This window comes from Caballeronia jiangsuensis (assembly GCF_046030135.1).
GTDB classification, from domain to species: domain Bacteria; phylum Pseudomonadota; class Gammaproteobacteria; order Burkholderiales; family Burkholderiaceae; genus Caballeronia; species Caballeronia jiangsuensis.
Window position 1 is genome coordinate 123631 of record NZ_JAQQDB010000017.1, and the last position, 17788, is coordinate 141418.

Below are 17788 nucleotides of genomic sequence, written 5' to 3' on the forward strand. Positions count from 1 at the left end.
CCGGATGCGGCGAAACTTTGCTAGGATTCGCAGGTTTTCCTAGAACTCCACGATCCTTTCGACGCAAGCTCTTGCGCCGGGTCCCCAACGGATGGCATCAGACAAGGAACTCGCCGACTTCCTGGCGGGCGTCGAAAGACGCGCGTTCAAGCAGACCGTGTATACCGTTCGCGACGACGACGCGGCGCTCGACATCGTGCAGGACGCGATGATCAAGCTGGCGGAGAAATACGGCGACCGTCCATCATCCGAGCTTCCGCTTTTATTCCAGCGTATCCTTCAGAACGCGACGCACGATTATTTCCGTCGCCAGAAGGTGCGTAACACCTGGGTCAGCCTCTTCTCGTCCTTCGGCAACGCCGACGACGACGAATTCGACCCGCTCGAAACCTTCGAATCCGAGGACAGCGCGGTCGGCAGCGAGAGCAGCGAGAACCGTCTGGAGCGCGAACAGGTGCTGAATCTGATCGACGCCGAAATCCAGAAACTGCCGGCACGTCAACGGGAAGCGTTTCTCATGCGTTACTGGGAAGACATGGATGTCGCTGAGACGGCCGCCGCGATGGGGTGCTCCGAGGGCAGCGTGAAGACGCATTGCTCACGCGCCACGCACACTCTCGCACAAGCCCTGAAAGCCAAAGGGATCACGCTATGAGTTCCGCTCTTGAAACGAAGGAAAACGAGTTCGCGCTGAAGGTCGTGCGCGCACTGGACGAAAGCACGTCGAATATTCCGGCTGCCGCCGTCGACCGGCTGCGCGAGGCGCGCCGAGCGGCGATCGCGCGCAAGAAGCCGGAGAAAGTCGCCGTCACGATGACAGCGCCCGCGTTCACGCCGGCGCTGGCCGGCGCGGGCGCCACGCTCACGACCGGCGATGCCGGCGACGATCATCGTCCGAAGGGGCTGCTCGCGCGGCTCGGCGGGCTCGGCCTCGCGTGGCCGCTCGCGGCGCTCATCATCGGGCTGGCGGGCATCGCGTACTGGGAAGATCAGCAGCGCAAGGCGGAACTCGCCGACATCGACGCGGCCATGATGAGCGACAGCCTGCCGATCGACGCCTATCTGGATCACGGTTTCAACGCGTACCTGACGCGCAATCATTAAACACTGAATACAGCGGGGGAATTTTCGGGTGAGTTACAAGCGCGGTCTCGCGATTGTCTTCGGTTGCGCGATTGCGGGTCTGGTTGCGTTCGCCGCGACTTATCCGCGCTTTTATTCCACCGCCGGCGCTCCGTCTTCACCGCTCGCGAATCCGGGCGGCGGCTCGGGCACGAACGCGGATTCGAACGCCTCGACGCTCTCCGCGCTGGGTGCCGAAGGCCCGCTCTCCTGGAGCCGTCTCACCGAAGCGCAGCATGCCGCGCTCGCGCCCTTCGCCACGCAATGGGATACATTTTCCGACGAGCGCAAGCAGAAGTGGCTGAAGATCGCGTCCCGGTTTCATCGGATGTCGCCTGAGGCGCAGAAGCATCTGCATCAGCGCATGGAGGAATGGGTGCGTCTCACGCCCGACCAGCGCAAGGTCGCGCGCGAGAACTATCAGGTTTCCAAATCGGTGCCGCTCGACAAGCGCGAAAAGGCGTGGGACGCCTATCAGAAGCTCTCCGAAGAGCAGAAGAAGAAGCTCGCCGCGAGCGAGCACGTGCGTCGTCCGACGATCGTCTCCGCGCCGCCCACGGGCAAGACCGAAGTGAAGGACATCAACCGTCTCGTCACCGCACGCGAACAAGGGCACGTTCCCGGCCACGCGGAAGGCGGATCGGGCGCGGCGGCCGCACCGGCTGCGCCCATCTCCGGCACGCCGATGCAACCAGCCATTCCGAACGCCGCGAGCATCGTCCCGGCCACGCCGATTCCGGTCTCGCCGCAGCAGGCGCCTTCGATGTACAACGGCTCGTGAGCGCTCAGCCCGCCGCACTCGCCATCGATCCGATGCGCGCGCCCACGCTGCGCCGCCGCCTCGCGACGATGCTCTACGAAAGCGTGATCCTCTTCGGCGTCGTGTTCCTCGCGGGCTATCTCTTCAGCACGCTCACGCAGCAACGCAACGGCCTCACGCATCACAACTGGCTGATGTCGTGGATCGGCATCGTGCTCGCGGCGTACTTCGTGTATTTCTGGACACACGGCGGCCAGACCCTGCCGATGAAAACGTGGCGCCTCAAGGTCGTCGATGCGCAGGGCCAGCCCGTCAAACCCGCACGCGCGTTTGCGCGCTATGTGCTCGCGTGGCTGTGGTTCCTTCCGCCGCTCGCGCTTCATCCTCTCTTCTCCCTCGCCGTGCCGCAGACGCTCGCCGTCTTCGCGGCGTGGGTCGCGCTGTGGGCCGCCGCCGTGTGGCTCGATCCGGCGCGTCAATTTCTCCACGATCGCCTCGCGGGCACGCGCATCGTCACGGCTCAGCGCACTGTTAAGTAATAAGAACTTCTCGTGACTGTCACGGCTCGGTCACAGCCGCATGGCGCAATGCGCATACCGAAACCCGATGCGCGAGCCAATGGCCTTCAACTCGTCAGTTCACCCGGCGATCGACCCGCCCTCTCCGTTCAGCTTCAACAATAGCGAGCTGCGTACCGGTCCCTTCGCACTGCGATCGGAGTCCACCGAATCATCCGAGTCCGCTTCGGCGGGTGCGCCGGGCTTGTCCGACCCGCGCGCCGCCGCGCCCGTGCATCACGATGAGCTCCCCGATTCGGCCGACGAGCCGCATCGGTATCGCACGATCTGGCTCTCGGACATCCATCTCGGTTCAGGCGGCTGCCAGGCGCATTATCTCCTCGATTTCCTGCGGCATCACGAGTCGGAATATCTGTATCTTGTCGGCGACATCATCGACGGATGGCAGTTGCGCAAGGGCTGGTTCTGGCCGCAGGCGCACAACGACGTCGTGCAGAAAATCCTGCGCAAGGCGCGCAAGGGCACGCAGGTCGTCTTCATCCCCGGCAATCACGATGAAGCCGCGCGGCAGTTCTGCGATCTCGCGTTCGGCGACATCCACGTGCGCGGCGAAGCGTTCCACACGACGCTCGCGGGCAAGCGCCTGTGGATCGTGCACGGCGATCTCTTTGACGGCGTGATCCAGCACGCGAAGTGGCTCGCCTATCTCGGCGACACCGCCTACACGATGATCCTGTTGCTCAACCGCTGGTTCAATCGCGTGCGCACGAAGCTCGGCTTCAATTACTGGTCGCTGTCGCAGTACCTGAAGCATCAGGTGAAAAACGCGGTGAACTTCATCTCGCAGTTCGAGCGCGTGATGACCGACGAAGCGCGCCGCCGCGGCTGCGACGGCGTGGTGTGCGGGCACATCCACAAGGCGGAGATCCGCGACATCGACGGCGTTCTGTACTGCAACGACGGCGACTGGGTCGAAAGTCTCTCGGCGCTCGTCGAGACCTACGAAGGTGAACTGAAGATCGTCTACTGGACCGTGATGCGCTCGCCGGAAGCGCGCACGACGCGCGCACGCGCGACCGTCTAGCCATCGCACCAAGCCATAACAAGCAACACCAACTCTGGGCCGAATCGATGAAAATCATGATCGTTACCGATGCATGGGAGCCGCAGGTCAACGGCGTCGTGCGCACACTCACGCAAACGACGAAGGAACTCACCGCGCTCGGTCATCGCGTCGAGTTGCTCACGCCGCTCGAATTCAGAACGATCCCCTGCCCGACCTATCCCGAGATTCGCCTGTCGCTCCTGCCGGGACAACGCGTCGCCCGGCGCATCGACGCATTCGCGCCGGACGCGCTGCATATCGCCACCGAAGGCCCGCTCGGGCTCGCCGCGCGCTCGTATGCGCTGCGTCACAAGCTGCCGTTCACGACCGCCTATCACACGCGCTTCCCTGAGTACGTGAACGCGCGCTTCGGCATTCCGGTCGCGCTGACATATCGCTTCCTGCACTGGTTCCACAAGCACTCGCAGGCGGTGATGGCGCCGACGCCCGTCGTCAAGGCCGATCTCGAGCGCTTCGGCTTCACCAACGTCGTGCTGTGGACGCGCGGCGTCGATCTCGACATCTTTCGTCCGATGGAGTCGAAGGTGCTCAACACCGCGCGGCCGATCTTTCTGTATGTCGGGCGCGTCGCGGTCGAGAAGAACGTCGAGGCATTTCTGAAGCTCGATCTGCCCGGTTCGAAGTGGGTCGCGGGCGAAGGCCCGGCGCTCGCGGAGCTAAAGTCGCGCTACACGAACGTCAACTATCTCGGCGTGCTGTCGCAGCCGGAACTGGCGAAGGTCTACGCGGCAGCCGACGTATTCGTGTTTCCGAGCCGCACCGATACCTTCGGCCTGGTGCTGCTCGAAGCGATGGCCTGCGGCACGCCGGTCGCGGCGTACCCGGTGACGGGCCCGATCGACGTGCTCGGCGAACACGGCCCCGGCGCGCTCCACGACGATCTTCACGAAGCCTGCCTGCAGGCACTGAAGATCGAGCGCGCCGATGCGCGTGCGTGGGCCGAGCGCTTCTCGTGGCGCGCGGCGTCGGAGCAGTTCGCCTCGCATCTGCGGAAATTTGGGCCGCGCAACGCCAGCTCGGACCGGGCGGCCGCATGACGCGACGCGCCGTGGCGCAGGAGAAAGCCGAAGCGAATGCGCGGGCCGGAACCTCCGCGGCGGCCCGCGCGCGCGATCCGTTCGACGACGACATCGACGACATCGACGGTAAGCCTGCTCCACCGGCCGAGCCGCTCGGCCCCGACGATCTGCCCTTCAATCCATACAAGGGCAATCGCGGCTTCACGCGCGCGTGGCACGCGATGAAGAATTCGCTTTACGGCTTTCGCGTCGCGATCCGCGAGGAAAGCGCGTTCCGCCAGGAACTGACGCTCGCCGCGATCCTGTTGCCGTGCAGCCTCTTCGTGCCCGTCTCGCCCGTCGAGCGCGCGGCGCTGATCGTGTCGGTGCTGCTCGTGCTGATCGTCGAATTGCTCAATTCGAGCGTCGAGGCCGCGATCGACCGCATTTCGCTCGAACGTCACGAACTGTCGAAGCGGGCGAAGGATTTCGGCAGTGCGGCGGTGATGGTGGCGCTCGGCGTCTGCGTCATCACGTGGGGCCTGATTCTATGGCCGTTTGCATCCGCGTGGCTCGAGCGTATCTTATAAAAGAGAACACCCGCGCGCGAAGCCAGCATCCGTGCGGCCGAACGACCGGTTTATAATCGTCCGATATTCTCAAAAATAGCAACGGAAGCGGCCGCGCGAACGCTCATCCCGAGCCGACGCGGCCCGATCCCAAGGTCGGACGACATGGAAGCCAAACCACCCCGCCGCACCCGCGAACGGATACTCGAGCTGTCGCTGAAGTTGTTCAACGATATCGGCGAGCCGAACGTCACCACGACGACGATCGCCGAAGAGATGGAAATCAGTCCAGGGAACCTGTACTACCATTTCCGCAACAAAGACGACATCATCAACAGTATCTTCGCGCAGTTCGAGCAACAGATTCAGAAGCGTCTGCGCTTTCCTGACGATCATCGCCCGACGATCGATGAGATGTGGTCGTATCTGCAATACATGGCGGATTTCCTCTGGGCCTACCGCTTCCTGTATCGCGACCTGAACGACCTGCTCGCGCGCAACCGCACGCTCGAGACGCACTTCAAGCAGATCATCACGCACAAGGTGCATTTCGCGAGCCAGTTGTGCGAGGCGCTCGTCGCCGATCAGGAAATGGTCGCAACGCCCGAAGAAATCAAGGTGATCGCAACCAACATCGGCGTGATCGCCACGTACTGGCTCTCGTATCAGTACGTGATGAACCCGCGCAAGTACAACGATCAGGAAGCGATCCGCGCCGAGCTGCATCAGGCGAGCCTGCATATCATCTCGATCATGGCGCCGTATCTGCGCGGACGCTCGCGCCAGTTATTCGACGACCTCGTATCCGGTAAGCTGCCGAAGCGCGAGTACGCGGACTTCCTGCCGCCGCGCGACGATGCAAAGACCGAAACAAAGGATTCCAGATAAATGAAGGCAGTGTGTGTCTATTGCGGCTCCTCGAACGGAGCCCGCCCCGTCTATGCGGAAGCGGCCAAGGCGTTCGGCCGCGCGCTGGTTCAGAACGATCTTTCGCTCGTGTATGGCGGCGGCCGCGTCGGCCTGATGGGCCTCATCGCCGATGAAGTGCTCGCCGCGGGCGGACGTGCGGTCGGCGTGATTCCCGAATTGCTGCTCGCGAAGGAAGTCGGCCATACCGATCTCACCGAACTGCACGTCGTGCCCGACATGCACGAGCGCAAGAAAAAAATGGCCGATCTCTCCGATGCGTTCGTCGCGATGCCCGGCGGCGTCGGCACGTTCGAGGAGTTTTTCGAGGTCTACACGTGGGCGCAGCTCGGCTATCACCAGAAGCCGGTCGGCCTGCTCGACGTGAACGGCTACTTCGATCCGCTCCTCGCGATGCTGCGGCATACCGTCGAGGAAGGTTTCATGCGCGCGCCGTATCTGGACATCATCCAGGTCGCCGCCGAACCCGCCGAGATGATCGACAAGCTCGCGCGCTACATTCCGCCCGCGAACGACAAGTGGTCCGAAAAACGTAACGCCGTCTGAGGAACAGCGCATGTCCAAAGTCATCCTGATTACGGGCGGGAGCCGCGGCATCGGCCGTTCGGCTGCGGTGCTCGCGGGCGCGCGCGGCTGGTCTGTCGGCGTGAACTATGCGTCGAACGCAGCCGCCGCCGATGAAACCGTCGCGGCCGTGCAGGCTGCGGGCGGCAAGGCGATCGCCATCCACGGCGACGTGAGCGACGAAGCCGCGATCATCGCGATGTTCGATGCGACCGAGAAAGCCTTCGGCAAGATCGATGGCGTCGTGAACAACGCGGGCATCGTCGCGCCCGGATCGGCGCTCGCGGACATGGATATCGCGCGCATGAAGCGCATCTTCGACATCAACGTGCTCGGCGCGTATCTCGTTGCGCGCGAGGCGGCGCGCCGCATGTCGAGCTCGCGCGGCGGCAAGGGCGGATCGCTCGTGAACGTGTCGTCGGCGGCGGCGCGGCTGGGCGGTCCCGGCGAGTATGTCGACTACGCGGGGTCCAAGGGCGCCATCGACACGCTGACCATCGGTTTGTCGAAGGAACTCGGGCGCGAGGGCGTGCGCGTGAACGCGATCCGCCCCGGCCTCATCGATACCGACATTCACGCGAGCGGCGGCAAGCCCGACCGCGCGCATGTGCTCGGCGTGCAGACGCCGATCGGGCGCGCCGGCACGGCCGATGAAGTTGGCGAATCGATCGTGTGGCTGCTTTCGGATGCGTCGTCGTATGTGACGGGGGCGATTCTGGATGTGACCGGCGGGCGGTGAGGCGAACGCGGCGCTATCGAGGCTTCGGGTCAAACTCGATGCGGTAGCCGCGCGCTTGCAGCATGGCGATGATCGTCCGCTCGCCGTCGCTCTGGTCGGCGAGTTGCCGGGCGATGCCGTATCGGACGGTGAGCGGGTCGATGCCGGCAAGGCGACGCCACCAGCCATGCATCCCAAATAAATGCTTGGCATTCAGACCTGTATGAAGCGGCCCGGTATCCTCCACGGCGAACTGGAGGCACAGGTCGAGCGGCGCGAACTTCAGTCCCGCCGCCTCGAGTTGTGGGCGCAGAACAGCGGAAAGCTGAACGTCTTCGTTCAAAACACCGTGAAACCAGCTCATGTGTATGGGCTCGACCTCCATCACATCGGGCGGCGGAATTTCCACCCGAATCTGCGGATGATCGATCAATGCGCGTAGCATACGGCGGCTGCGCAGGCTGAACCCCCCGTTGAGCACGGGCCGGACAATCCGGTCGGGCTTGCTCAAGTGCTCGCACCAACTGAACTCCCGCATCCACATAATGCCTTCCGGCATATCGACTCGCGCGAGATGGATCGGCGCGCCGAGATAATCGTAATTCAGGAACTCGTCGCTCCAGTTGCCGATGTCGAGAATCCAGCCGTCTTCCTGTACGACGAGGGCAAACTCGGTGTCGATGAATTTCCAAAGCGCGAACATCATGAACCAGCTGTATTCGTGATAGCTGAGCGGCGCGATGACGCGGTGGCGAATGTGAGGCGGAAGATCGGCGGGGCGCTCAGGGCTGAAGAGCAAGGCGTTCGCTTGAGGCATTTGCCGACTGCATAGCGCAAGCGAATACGCCGCACCCTGAGCATTGCTCAAGCCGGTCACAGAGACCAATGTAATGGTGCTAAAGTCAGGCATGGCGGCGGCGATTGTTGCACAATGTTTCGGTTTCCTGACGTTGATGACTCAGGATTTCCATAAAGTACAATTTTAGAGCACCGCATCAGTCAGTTACAGTCAAAACCCGCCGTGCCTCGCGAGCCACGCTTCTTCATCGGCCGACATCTCACGCCCGAGAATCCGGTTGCGATGCGGAAAGCGTCCGAAGCGTTCGATCACCTCCGCATGCTCGATCGCCGATTCGTGGAAGCTCGAAACGCCCGTCTCGTCTTTTAGTTTTCCGAAGAGACGCAGCGACTCGCGCTGGCTTTCGGGCGTTTCGTCGTGTTCGAACGGCATGTAGGCGAACGCGCGGTGATACGCACTCGGCAGACGCAGATCGTCGCCACGGGCGACCAGCGTCTTCGCCAGCGCAAGCGCGCGGCGATCGCCCGCAAACGCGCGCGGCGTGTTCCGATAGCAATTGCGCGACAGTTGATCGAGCAGAACGATCAGCGCAAGCATGCCGCCTGGTGTGCGCTCCCACTCCTGCAAACCACCCGTCTGGGCCTCTTCGACGAGCGCGCCGAAACGTTCGGTGAGCATCGAATCGAAAGCGCGCTTCTTTTTCCACCAGAGCTTGCGATCCTGGCCGAAATCCGGCGAGCCGGGCTCACCGAACCAGAGATCGAGCACCGCCTGCGCACGCGGGTCCACGCTCACACGAGTTCCAGCACGAGCCGCCGCGTGCGTGCGCTCTTCTTCTCCAGCTTCGCGATGCGCAGCGCGCCGATCTCCCCGGTATTGCGCACATGCGTGCCGCCGCACGGCTGCAAATCCACGTTCTCGATGCGCAGCAGACGCACGCGGCCGAGGCCCATCGGCGGCTTCACGCTCATCGTGCGCACGAGTTCGGGACGCGCGGCCATCTCGTCGTCGGTGATCCATTCGGTATGCACGCCATGCGCGCCGCCAATCAGCGCGTTCAGCTTCGCTTCGACGGCCTCGCGCTCGATCGGCTCGACCGTCGCCAGATCGAGGCGCGCGTAATCGGTCGTGATGCTGCAGCCATCGACCGGAAACGGCAGCACCGCGCAGATCAGATGGCTCGCCGTATGCAGCCGCATCCGCCGATAACGCTGCTCCCAGTCAATCTCCGCGCTCACCTTGCCGCCGACCGCGATTTTCGCGAGCGCGTCTTCCTGACCCGGCGCGGGCACATGCACGGCGTCATCGGGCGTCGCGCCTTCGAACTTCGCCTTGCGTGTCTCGGCGATCGCAATGACCGTGCCGTCCGCGAGCGTCAGCGTGCCCGCATCGCCGGCCTGACCGCCGCCGAGCGGATAGAACACGGTCTGATCGAGGTGGATGCCCTGCTCGTCGATGGCGGTGACGGTCGCGTCGCAACGCGTCAGATAGGCGTCCTCGCGAAAGAGTGCGCGTGTGCTCATGTCTTCGATTCCTTGTCTTGCGGGGGAGTTGAAACCATTCGCAGACGATGATGCACCACGCGCGCCACGCCTGAACCGGTACAAAACGGCGCGAATCAACCGGGACGGTTGCGCATCCAGTCGGCGGTGTCGAAAAACGACGTGAGCAGGCGCTCGCGCAAGGTTTCGTCGACGCCGATGTCCTCCATCGCCCACGCCATGCAGCGCAGCCACTGATCGCGCTCGTCCGATGCAATCGCGAACGGCAGATGCCGCGCCCGCAGACGCGGATGCCCGAAGCGGTCGATATAGTGATCCGGCCCGCCCATCCAGCCGCACAGGAACCAGAAGGTCTTGTTGCGCGAATTGTCGAGCGTCGGCGGATGCAGCGCGCGGATGCCCGCGAATTCCGGCTCCAGATCCATCAGGTCATAGAAACGGTCGACGAGCGCGCGCACGCGCTCCTCGCCGCCGATCAGCTCGAAAGCCGTCGGCTTTTGCACTTCGTCTTGAGGATTTACGTCGGTCATTGCTTTGATTCGGAAAACTAGGCATCGCGCAGGGATTGCAGCGCCGGGCGCGCCAGCACGCGCCGCAGGCTCAGCCAGCCGCCGAGCCCCGCGCACGCGACGCCCGCGACGATGCCCGTCGGCACGAGCCACGGATTGAAATCGATATGAAACTCGAACACGCGCGCCGCGAGCACATAGCCGATCACCTGCGCGCCGATCGCGGCCATCAGCCCCGAAAGCGCGCCGACGGCCACGAACTCGGCCACCTGCACCGAGCGCACCTGCTTGTGCGACGCGCCGAGCGCGCGCAGGAGCGCCGACTCGCGCACGCGTTCGTCGCGCGTGCCGGCGAGCGCCGCGTACAGCACGAGCACGCCCGCAGCGAGCGTGAAGATGAACAGGAACTGCACCGCGCCGATCACCTGCGCGAGCGTGCGATGGATCTGCGCGAGAATCGGCGCGATGTCGATGGCCGTCACGTTCGGATAGCGCGCGACGAGGCCGTCGATCACGCGCTGTTCCTCCGCCGGCAGATGAAAGCTCGTGATGAAGGTCGCGGGAAGATCGGCGAGCGCCTCGGGCGGCATCAGCACGAAGAAGTTGACCTTGAACGAGTTCCAGTCGACCTTGCGCACGCTCGTCACGGGCGCTTCGACCGGCAGGCCGGCGACGTCGAAACGCAGCGTGTCGCCCATCTTCACGCGGATGGTCTTCGCGATGCCCTCTTCGATCGACACCTGCGGCTTGCCGTCCCTGCCGAACCACGCGCCTTGCGTCACGCGGTTGTCGCCGGGCAGCTCGGTTGTGTACGAGAGGTTGAATTCGCGATCGACGAGGCGCTTCGCATCGGCCTTGTCGTAGTTGTCCGGATTCACCGGCTTGCCGTTGATCGCGACGAGGCGCGCGCGGACCATCGGCGAGAGCGTGGCGTCGGGCTGGCCGTGCGTGTGCAGGTAGTCGAGCACGCCCGGGCGCTGGTCGGGCTGAATGTCGATGAGAAACTGGTTCGGCGCGTCGGGCGGCGTCGCGTCGCGCCAGCCCTTGATGAGATCGTTGCGCGTCATGCCGATGAGCAGCAGACACATCAAGCCGATGCCGAGCGCGGTGATCTGCAGCGCGCTCGATCCGCTGCGCCGCTCCAGTGACGCGAGCGCGTAACGCCAGCCGACGCCCGCGCTGCTCTTCTCGCGGCGCACGAAGCGCGCCGCCGCCCAGAGCGCCGCGCGCGCGATCGCGCCGAACACGAGCAGACCGGCCGCGAAACCGCCCGCGACGATGCCGCCCAGCTTCAGCTCGCCCGCCGCGACGATCAGGAGCGCCGCGAAAAGCAGCACGCCGACGCCATACGCGGCATGGGCGACGCGTTGCGCATCGCCGAGCTCGCGGCGGATCACATGCACCGGCGGCACCCGCGTGATCGGCAGGAGCGGCGGCAGCGCGAAGCCGAGCAAAAGCACGAGGCCCATCGCGATGCCTTGCAGCGCCGGCCACACGCTGGGCTGCGGCAACTCGACATCGACGAGCGAACCGAGCCAGTTCAGCAGCACGAGATGGCCGCCGAAACCCAGCACGACGCCGAGCACGCTGCCGATCAGGCCGATCGCGAGGAATTCGTTCAGAAAGAGCGCGCGCAGCGTGCGCTGGCTGACGCCGAGACAGCGCATCGCGGCGCAACCGTCGAGATGCCGCCGCGCGAAACGATGCGCCGCCATCGCGATCGCGACCGCTGCGAGCAGCGCCGTCAGAAGCGAGACGAGCGTGAGAAAGTGGCTCGCGCGATCGATCGTCTGGCGCACCTGCGGCTGGCCGTCGGACAACGATTCCAGGCCGACGCCGCGCAGCTTGCCGCCATCGACCTGCTCGCGCGCGAACTTCGCGAAGCGCTCGACTTGCGGGTCTGAACCGGCGACGAGCAATCGATACGTCACGCGGCTGCCATAGCCGACGAGCCCCGTGCCCGCAATCTCGTCGGCGCGCATCATGAGGCGCGGCGAGAAGTTGACGAACGAAAAGCCGCGATCCAGCTCGCGCGTGATGACGCCCGCGACCGTGAACGTGCGCGTGCCGACCTTGACTGTCCCGCCGACCCGGGTCTTGAGCGCATCGAGCAAGGCGGGATCGACCCAGACGGTGCCGGGCGCGGGAATGCCGTGCGCGGGGGCATCGGGGGCATCGGTGCCGGGCGCGATGCGCAGCGCTCCGCGCAACGGGTAGCCTTGCGTCACGCCCTTGATCGCCGCGAGCCTGGAAAGCGGCTCCGCGGCAGTCGAACTGATCATGCTCGGGAAGATCGTCGTGCCCGCGCTCTCAAGTCCGAGCGACTTCGCTTCTGCCGCAAACATCGGATCGACGGGATGATCCGCGCGCACGACGAAATCGGCGGCGATCATCTGACGCCCGTCGCGAGCGAGCCCCTGACGCATGCGATCCGCGAGAAACCCGACGCTCGACAGCGCCGCCACCGCGAGCACCAGCGCGAGCAGGAGCATCGTGAGTTCGCCCGCGCGCCAGTCGCGCCCGGTCATGCGCCATGCCTGGCGCACCGTCTGCGTGAAGCCGAGTTTGATGGCCGGATGCGAATGCCCTGCCTTGCGTGCAGCCTGATCGTTCGGGAATGCGGTGCTCAATCGTGCTTGCTCCGCAGCCGGTTCATGCGATCCGAGCTCGGCAACATGTGCTTGGCCATGCGCGACACGCCGCCGTGCACGCCTCGCGCGAGCCGCGGCAGCGCCCAGCCTGCGAGCACCAGAAACGCGATCAGGAGCACGAGAAACAGGAACGGCACGAAGAGCGCGAGCGTGATGCCCGCGAGCGCGCCGACGTCCTCGGTCGTCGATGCCGCCCAGTTCGACACGGGCTCCGGCGACAGATTGATGAGCGCGCGCGTGCCTGCCTTCGCGAAATGCGATGCCCCGGCGAGCGTGCCGCCCGCGAGCGCCGCGATCGTGAGCATGGCGGGATCGGCGTGGCCGAGCGAACCGGCCGCGAGCACGGCGCCCGCCGGAATGCGGATGAACGTGTGAACGGCGTCCCACAGGGAATCGACGGCGGGAATCTTGTCGGCGAGAAATTCGACGAGCGCGAGCACCGCCGCGACGCCGATCACCCACGGCGAGCCGAGCACCGCGAGCGTATCCGGCAGATGCACGAGCCCCATGCGCTGGAACATGCCGGCGATGAAAACGGTGAGGTACAGGCGCAACCCGCTCGCCCATGACAGACCCGCTGCGAGCGAAAGTGACTCAAGCATTGCCGCCTCCCTAGTGCTGCCTGCTGCCGGCGTTCGCCGCCACGGGACGATCAGCCGGCTGAAAAATGCGGTCTGCCCGGTAAATATCGAAAGAAGCCGCCTACATCCACGAAGATACAACGAAAAAGCAGGACATAGGAATCGGACGAAAACCGGATGACTCAGACCATTATATCCACGCCGATAAGCGCGGTGCAGCAACGGTTCGAGCGAATGCCGTTCCAGGTGCGCCAGCGCACTGCAGGGTGGCGCGGGCGCAACGGATGAGCGTTCAGTGCCCCGACGAGAGCTTGAGCCCGACCAGCCCCGCGACGATGAGCATCGCGCTCACGATACGCGCCGCCGACAAGGCCTCGCCCATGTACACGATGCCGAACACGAACGCGCCGACCGCGCCGATGCCCGTCCAAACGGCGTAGGCCGTGCCGAGCGGCAATTGGCGCATGGCCATGGCGAGCAGCACGAAACTGCCGATTGCGGTGACGAGCGTAAAAATGGACGGTCCGAGCCGGGTGAAGCCTTCGGACGATTTGAGACCCGCGGCCCACGCGACTTCGAGCAGACCGGCGACGAAGAGAAGAATCCAGGACATCGGGCGACTCCCTTGAAAAATGGGGCCGTCCCCGATGAAACGAGGCGCATGCGGTCGTCCACATGGCCTAAGACCAAAGCCAGATTGTATCAAATTGGTGCATTCGCGGCCCGGCGTATGCGGTATCTCGTCGTGCGGTGCGTGGCCGCGTTCATGAAAACCGTGTATTAAGTAAAACGCGTGCGCGCTGCGCGCGTCCTCGACATAGCCGCTGCAAAAGCCTGAACAAAGGAGCGTTCATGGATGTCGATTCCGTCCTGCTCTCCCGCTTCCAGTTCGCGTGGGTCGTCGCGTTTCATATTCTGCTGCCGGCGTTCACGGTCGGCCTGTCGTGCTACATCGCGACGCTCGAATTCAACTGGTGGATCACGAAACGCGACGTCTACCGGCGGCTCTCGGCGTTCTGGCTGAAGATCTTCGCGGTGTCGTTCGGCATGGGTGTGGTGTCGGGCATCGTGATGCCGTTTCAGTTCGGCACCAACTGGAGCCGCTTTTCGGACGCGACCGCCAACGTCGTCGGCCCGCTGATGGGCTACGAAGTGCTGACGGCATTCTTCCTCGAATCGGCGTTTCTCGGCGTGCTGCTGTTCGGGCGCAAGCTCGTGCCGCAATGGGCGCACGTAATGTCCGCGATTTTCGTCGCCGCCGGCACGGTGATCTCGTCGTTCTGGATACTCGCCGTCAATAGCTGGATGCAGACGCCGCAGGGCCATCGCATGCTGCCCGACGGCCGCTTCGAAGTGGTGAGTTTCTTCGATGTGATCTTCACGCCGTCGTTTCCGTACCGGCTCGGACATACGGTGAGCGCGTTTCTCGTGACGGCGGGCTTCGTCATTCTCGGCATCGGCGCGATGTATCTGCGCCAGGGACGCGCGCTCGAGGAAAGCCGCGTGATGGTGAAGATGTCGCTGATCTTTCTCATCATCATGGTGCCGATCCAGATGGTGATCGGCGACGCGCACGGCCTCAACACGCTCAAACATCAGCCCGCCAAGCTCGCGGCGATGGAAGGTCTGTGGGAATCGGGCACGCGTATCCCGGCCAATCTCTTTTCGATTCCGGATCAGGAAGAAGAACGCAATCGCTTCGAGATCTCGATTCCGGTGCTCGGCAGCCTATATCTGACGCACGATCCGAACGGCTTCGTGCGCGGGCTGAAGGACTTTCCGCGCGAGGACCGGCCGCCCGTGGCCGTCGTGTTCTTCGCGTTTCACATCATGGTGGGCGTCGCGCTGCTGATGTTCGCGCTCGTGCTGTGGGGCATCGTGCAGTTCGCGCGCGGCCGGATCGAGACCAGCTCGCGCTGGCTGCGCGCGGCCACCTGGGCGATGCCGCTCGGCTTCATCGCGGTGATCGCCGGCTGGACGACGACCGAGGCGGGCCGCCAGCCGTGGACCGTGTACGGCATTTTGCGCACGAAGGATTCGGTGACGCCATCGCTCACCGCGGCCGATGTCGGCCTCTCGTGGCTGCTCTACGTGGTCGCTTACGTCGTCATCTTCGGCGCGGGATTCTTCCTGCTGCGGCGGCTCGTGCGCGTCGGGCCGGCGGAAGTCGCGCATGCGCACGAGAAGGACGAACTGGATGCGAAAACACGCGCGGCGCGTCCGCTCTCCGCGGTATCGGCGAGTGCGGGCGGCACGGCGCGGCCCGTCAGCGACGACGATATCGTGCCGCCGGGCCGCGGGCGCAATTTACGTCGATAACGGAGAACGCGATGCTCGATCTCGTGCCACTGTGGGCCGCCATTCTCGCGCTGGCGGTGTTCATGTATGTGCTGCTCGACGGCTTCGATCTCGGCGTCGGCATGATGTTTTTGCTGCGTCGCGACGCCGAATCGCGCAACCTCATGATCAACTCCGTCGCGCCCGTCTGGGACTTCAACGAGACCTGGCTGGTCCTCGGCGGCGGCGGATTGTTCGCGGTGTTTCCGCTTGCGTTCGCGATCATCGTGCCGGCGGTTTATTTCCCGATTCTCTTCATGCTGCTCGGGCTGATTTTTCGCGGCGTCGCGTTCGAGTTCCGCGAGGTGATCGGTGCGCGCAAGTGGCTGTGGGACGGCGCGTTCGGCTGCGGCTCGCTGGTCGCGACGTTTTCGCAGGGCATCGTGCTCGGCATGTTCATTCAGGGCTTTCCGATCGAAGGGCGCGTCTATGTGGGCACGAGCTGGAACTGGGTCGCGCCGTTTCCGCTGCTGGTCGGTGTGGGGCTGATCTTCGGTTATGCGCTGCAAGGCACGACGTGGCTCGTGCTCAAGACCGAAGGCGAGCTGCAGCACTGGAGCCGCAACATGGCGCGCTATGCGCTCTTCGGCGTGATCGTGTTCATTCTGCTCATCAGCATCTGGACTCCGCTCAAGGATGCGCGCATCGCGGCGCGCTGGTTCGGCTTTCCTCAGAGCTTCGTGTTTGCGCCCGTGCCGGTGCTCACCGTGCTGCTCGCGTGGACGCTGTGGTCGAGTCTTGCGAAGGGCCGCGAAGTGATGCCGTTCCTGTGCTCGATCGGGCTCTTCTTTCTCGCTTTCACGGGGCTTGTGATCAGCTTGTGGCCATTCATCGCGCCGCCTTCCGTCACGCTCTGGGATGCGTCCGCCGCGCCGTTATCGCATCAGTTTTTGCTGATCGGCACGATGTTTTTGCTGCCTGTGCTCATGATCTATGTGATCTGGTCGTATTGGGTGTTTCGCGGGAAAGTGCGGGGGGATTTGGGTTACCACGCGTAGGGCCTTTAGGCTTTCGCCGGATCCCGATTTCTTTTTGGTTTATTAGCACTGCCCCTCCCCGGGGCGGGGGTCACTTTCTTTGCTGCTGCAAAGAAAGTAACCAAAGAAAGCAGCTTCTCATCGCCCGCGGTCACACGCACGTTGGCCATGCTTGCCAGCCCGCGGTGGCTCTCGCCTAAGTGTCGCCCTCGAAGGCCCAATCGGGCTTGGCTCGCGCACGGTCTGACAAACCATAACCTTGAGCGCGCTGGCTCAGCACCAAATAGCTTCGGCACAGCGCTACGCGCTGCCGTTGGGTATGCAAGGGAAATTATCGGAGAAGAAGCACACGCAAACCCGATTGACCGAACGGCCGCGAAGCGGGCCGGAGCTATTTGGTGCTGAACCAGTGAGTCAAGCGGCGCGATGTGTCAGACCGTGCGCGAGCCAAGCCCGGTAAGTCCTTCGAGGGCGACACTTAGGCGAGTGCCACCACGGGCTGGCAAGCATGGCCAAACTGCGTGTGACCGTGGGCCTCGACGAGCTGCTTTCTTTGGTTACTTTCTTTGCAGCAGCAAAGAAAGTGACTGCCGCCCCGCACAGGGGCAGTGCTAATAAACCAAAAAGAAACCGGGATCCGGCGAATCAAAGCCTCTGCTGCGTCGCAAGCGACAAAATACGCGCCCACTTGCGCGCCTCCCCGCGATCACGCATCGGCAGATTCCACGCGCCGTGCTTGGCATCCTGCACATCGAGCACGACCTGCCACACACCGCTCCCACCACCCGGCTCCTGCATCCGCGCCCCGCGCAGGTCCGCGAAGATATAACTGCCGCGCTCGTCACCGACGCGCACATCGCAAAGACGCTTGCCCGCCGCGACCCGCACGCCGCCCCAGTCGGTCCTGAGCTCGTGGGTCCAGTCGCCGCTCTCGCCTTTGCGAAGGTTCGGCGCGATCTCGCGGCGGCTCGCGAGCCAGCGCATCACGCCCGCGGCGATCGCGAGCAACACGACGATCGCCACAGCAACGGCCACGCCCAGCCCGAAATGCGCATGAAGCGCGTTGAACGACCATATCGCGCCGTAAATCAGCAACCCTAAGGCGATCAATCCGACGACGATGGGCATGG

Annotated in this window: 20 protein-coding genes; 12 read left to right on the plus strand and 8 right to left on the minus strand. The window is 64.2% G+C overall.

Translation table 11 applies throughout. The features are described from left to right. The first annotated feature begins 91 nt into the window (after window positions 1-91). The 10 genes from PQR08_RS19720 to PQR08_RS19765 all read left to right on the plus strand — a co-directional run bounded on the left by PQR08_RS19720 (window position 92) and on the right by PQR08_RS19765 (window position 7323). Window positions 92-655 (plus strand): RNA polymerase sigma factor, encoded by a 564-nt coding sequence (locus PQR08_RS19720; RefSeq protein WP_035510010.1) that lies wholly within the window; start codon window positions 92-94, stop codon window positions 653-655. Further along, window positions 652-1104: a DUF3619 family protein gene (locus PQR08_RS19725; protein WP_238293948.1), complete on the plus strand. Its 453-nt coding sequence runs from the start codon at window positions 652-654 to the stop codon at window positions 1102-1104. Before PQR08_RS19720 ends, PQR08_RS19725 begins: the two co-directional genes overlap by 4 nt. A gap of 28 nt (window positions 1105-1132) precedes the next feature. Beyond that, a complete protein-coding gene (locus PQR08_RS19730) occupies window positions 1133-1903 on the plus strand; it encodes a DUF3106 domain-containing protein (protein ID WP_250483811.1) in 771 nt (256 codons plus the stop codon). Between the two features lie 32 nt (window positions 1904-1935). Further along, window positions 1936-2421: an RDD family protein gene (locus tag PQR08_RS19735; RefSeq protein WP_238215080.1), complete on the plus strand. Its 486-nt coding sequence runs from the start codon at window positions 1936-1938 to the stop codon at window positions 2419-2421. Between the two features lie 67 nt (window positions 2422-2488). Next, window positions 2489-3484 (plus strand): UDP-2,3-diacylglucosamine diphosphatase, encoded by a 996-nt coding sequence (locus tag PQR08_RS19740; protein ID WP_250483812.1) that lies wholly within the window; start codon window positions 2489-2491, stop codon window positions 3482-3484. Window positions 3485-3531: 47 nt separating this feature from the next. Continuing rightward, window positions 3532-4563 carry a glycosyltransferase family 4 protein gene (locus PQR08_RS19745; protein WP_250483813.1) on the plus strand — a complete coding sequence of 344 codons (1032 nt, stop codon included), beginning with the start codon at window positions 3532-3534 and terminating at the stop codon, window positions 4561-4563. Continuing rightward, window positions 4560-5114 (plus strand): diacylglycerol kinase, encoded by a 555-nt coding sequence (locus tag PQR08_RS19750; RefSeq protein ID WP_250483814.1) that lies wholly within the window; start codon window positions 4560-4562, stop codon window positions 5112-5114. The genes PQR08_RS19745 and PQR08_RS19750 overlap by 4 nt, the downstream gene beginning before the upstream one ends. A gap of 144 nt (window positions 5115-5258) precedes the next feature. Next, window positions 5259-5981: a TetR/AcrR family transcriptional regulator gene (locus PQR08_RS19755; RefSeq protein ID WP_035509992.1), complete on the plus strand. Its 723-nt coding sequence runs from the start codon at window positions 5259-5261 to the stop codon at window positions 5979-5981. Then, a complete protein-coding gene (locus tag PQR08_RS19760) occupies window positions 5982-6566 on the plus strand; it encodes an LOG family protein (RefSeq protein WP_238215029.1) in 585 nt (194 codons plus the stop codon). 10 nt (window positions 6567-6576) lie between these two features. Continuing rightward, window positions 6577-7323 (plus strand): SDR family oxidoreductase, encoded by a 747-nt coding sequence (locus PQR08_RS19765; protein WP_250483815.1) that lies wholly within the window; start codon window positions 6577-6579, stop codon window positions 7321-7323. Window positions 7324-7336: 13 nt separating this feature from the next. Here the strand turns inward: PQR08_RS19765 and PQR08_RS19770 are convergent, their stop codons facing one another. The 7 genes from PQR08_RS19770 to sugE all read right to left on the minus strand — a co-directional run bounded on the left by PQR08_RS19770 (window position 7337) and on the right by sugE (window position 13957). Then, the gene (locus PQR08_RS19770) at window positions 7337-8119 is read right to left on the minus strand and encodes a DUF5672 family protein (protein WP_250483816.1); all 783 of its coding nucleotides are present in this window, start codon (window positions 8117-8119) and stop codon (window positions 7337-7339) included. Window positions 8120-8311: 192 nt separating this feature from the next. Next, window positions 8312-8890 carry a DUF924 family protein gene (locus tag PQR08_RS19775; RefSeq protein WP_250483840.1) on the minus strand — a complete coding sequence of 193 codons (579 nt, stop codon included), beginning with the start codon at window positions 8888-8890 and terminating at the stop codon, window positions 8312-8314. A 2-nt stretch (window positions 8891-8892) separates the two neighbouring features. Beyond that, a complete protein-coding gene (locus PQR08_RS19780; protein WP_238293954.1) occupies window positions 8893-9624 on the minus strand; it encodes an alanyl-tRNA editing protein in 732 nt (243 codons plus the stop codon). A gap of 95 nt (window positions 9625-9719) precedes the next feature. Next, window positions 9720-10133, minus strand: a complete 414-nt coding sequence (locus PQR08_RS19785; protein WP_035509974.1) for a group II truncated hemoglobin — start codon at window positions 10131-10133, stop codon at window positions 9720-9722. Between the two features lie 17 nt (window positions 10134-10150). After that, on the minus strand, window positions 10151-12640 hold the full coding sequence (locus PQR08_RS19790; protein WP_284508965.1) for an ABC transporter permease: 2490 nt from the start codon (window positions 12638-12640) through the stop codon (window positions 10151-10153). A gap of 98 nt (window positions 12641-12738) precedes the next feature. Further along, window positions 12739-13365 (minus strand): DUF4126 domain-containing protein, encoded by a 627-nt coding sequence (locus tag PQR08_RS19795; protein ID WP_187608788.1) that lies wholly within the window; start codon window positions 13363-13365, stop codon window positions 12739-12741. A gap of 271 nt (window positions 13366-13636) precedes the next feature. After that, entirely contained in the window at window positions 13637-13957 is a 321-nt protein-coding gene (sugE, locus tag PQR08_RS19800; protein WP_250483817.1) for a quaternary ammonium compound efflux SMR transporter SugE, read from the minus strand. Window positions 13958-14196: 239 nt separating this feature from the next. On the opposite strand from sugE, the gene PQR08_RS19805 reads away from it, so the two are divergent. Together PQR08_RS19805 and cydB are read left to right on the plus strand one after the other, a co-directional pair. Further along, window positions 14197-15663, plus strand: a complete 1467-nt coding sequence (locus tag PQR08_RS19805; RefSeq protein ID WP_250483818.1) for a cytochrome ubiquinol oxidase subunit I — start codon at window positions 14197-14199, stop codon at window positions 15661-15663. 11 nt (window positions 15664-15674) lie between these two features. After that, window positions 15675-16679, plus strand: a complete 1005-nt coding sequence (gene cydB / locus PQR08_RS19810; protein ID WP_035509959.1) for a cytochrome d ubiquinol oxidase subunit II — start codon at window positions 15675-15677, stop codon at window positions 16677-16679. A 624-nt stretch (window positions 16680-17303) separates the two neighbouring features. On the opposite strand, the gene PQR08_RS19815 is transcribed toward cydB, so the two are convergent. Further along, on the minus strand, window positions 17304-17786 hold the full coding sequence (locus PQR08_RS19815) for a hypothetical protein (RefSeq protein WP_250483819.1): 483 nt from the start codon (window positions 17784-17786) through the stop codon (window positions 17304-17306). Between the last annotated feature and the right edge of the window lie 2 nt (window positions 17787-17788).

What these genes read in the sequence shown, in the direction of transcription:
- PQR08_RS19805 (WP_250483818.1), top strand. Translation starts at nt 14,197, where the DNA reads ATGGATGTCGATTCCGTCCTGCTCTCCCGCTTCCAGTTCGCGTGGGTC.
- PQR08_RS19790 (WP_284508965.1), bottom strand. Translation starts at nt 12,640, where the DNA reads ATGACCGGGCGCGACTGGCGCGCGGGCGAACTCACGATGCTCCTGCTC.
- PQR08_RS19755 (WP_035509992.1), top strand. Translation starts at nt 5,259, where the DNA reads ATGGAAGCCAAACCACCCCGCCGCACCCGCGAACGGATACTCGAGCTG.
- PQR08_RS19815 (WP_250483819.1), bottom strand. Translation starts at nt 17,786, where the DNA reads ATGCCCATCGTCGTCGGATTGATCGCCTTAGGGTTGCTGATTTACGGC.
- PQR08_RS19745 (WP_250483813.1), top strand. Translation starts at nt 3,532, where the DNA reads ATGAAAATCATGATCGTTACCGATGCATGGGAGCCGCAGGTCAACGGC.
- PQR08_RS19795 (WP_187608788.1), bottom strand. Translation starts at nt 13,365, where the DNA reads ATGCTTGAGTCACTTTCGCTCGCAGCGGGTCTGTCATGGGCGAGCGGG.
- PQR08_RS19760 (WP_238215029.1), top strand. Translation starts at nt 5,982, where the DNA reads ATGAAGGCAGTGTGTGTCTATTGCGGCTCCTCGAACGGAGCCCGCCCC.
- PQR08_RS19720 (WP_035510010.1), top strand. Translation starts at nt 92, where the DNA reads ATGGCATCAGACAAGGAACTCGCCGACTTCCTGGCGGGCGTCGAAAGA.
- PQR08_RS19750 (WP_250483814.1), top strand. Translation starts at nt 4,560, where the DNA reads ATGACGCGACGCGCCGTGGCGCAGGAGAAAGCCGAAGCGAATGCGCGG.
- PQR08_RS19785 (WP_035509974.1), bottom strand. Translation starts at nt 10,133, where the DNA reads ATGACCGACGTAAATCCTCAAGACGAAGTGCAAAAGCCGACGGCTTTC.
- PQR08_RS19770 (WP_250483816.1), bottom strand. Translation starts at nt 8,119, where the DNA reads ATGCCTCAAGCGAACGCCTTGCTCTTCAGCCCTGAGCGCCCCGCCGAT.
- PQR08_RS19740 (WP_250483812.1), top strand. Translation starts at nt 2,489, where the DNA reads ATGCGCGAGCCAATGGCCTTCAACTCGTCAGTTCACCCGGCGATCGAC.
- PQR08_RS19765 (WP_250483815.1), top strand. Translation starts at nt 6,577, where the DNA reads ATGTCCAAAGTCATCCTGATTACGGGCGGGAGCCGCGGCATCGGCCGT.
- PQR08_RS19725 (WP_238293948.1), top strand. Translation starts at nt 652, where the DNA reads ATGAGTTCCGCTCTTGAAACGAAGGAAAACGAGTTCGCGCTGAAGGTC.
- PQR08_RS19735 (WP_238215080.1), top strand. Translation starts at nt 1,936, where the DNA reads ATGCGCGCGCCCACGCTGCGCCGCCGCCTCGCGACGATGCTCTACGAA.
- cydB (WP_035509959.1), top strand. Translation starts at nt 15,675, where the DNA reads ATGCTCGATCTCGTGCCACTGTGGGCCGCCATTCTCGCGCTGGCGGTG.
- sugE (WP_250483817.1), bottom strand. Translation starts at nt 13,957, where the DNA reads ATGTCCTGGATTCTTCTCTTCGTCGCCGGTCTGCTCGAAGTCGCGTGG.
- PQR08_RS19780 (WP_238293954.1), bottom strand. Translation starts at nt 9,624, where the DNA reads ATGAGCACACGCGCACTCTTTCGCGAGGACGCCTATCTGACGCGTTGC.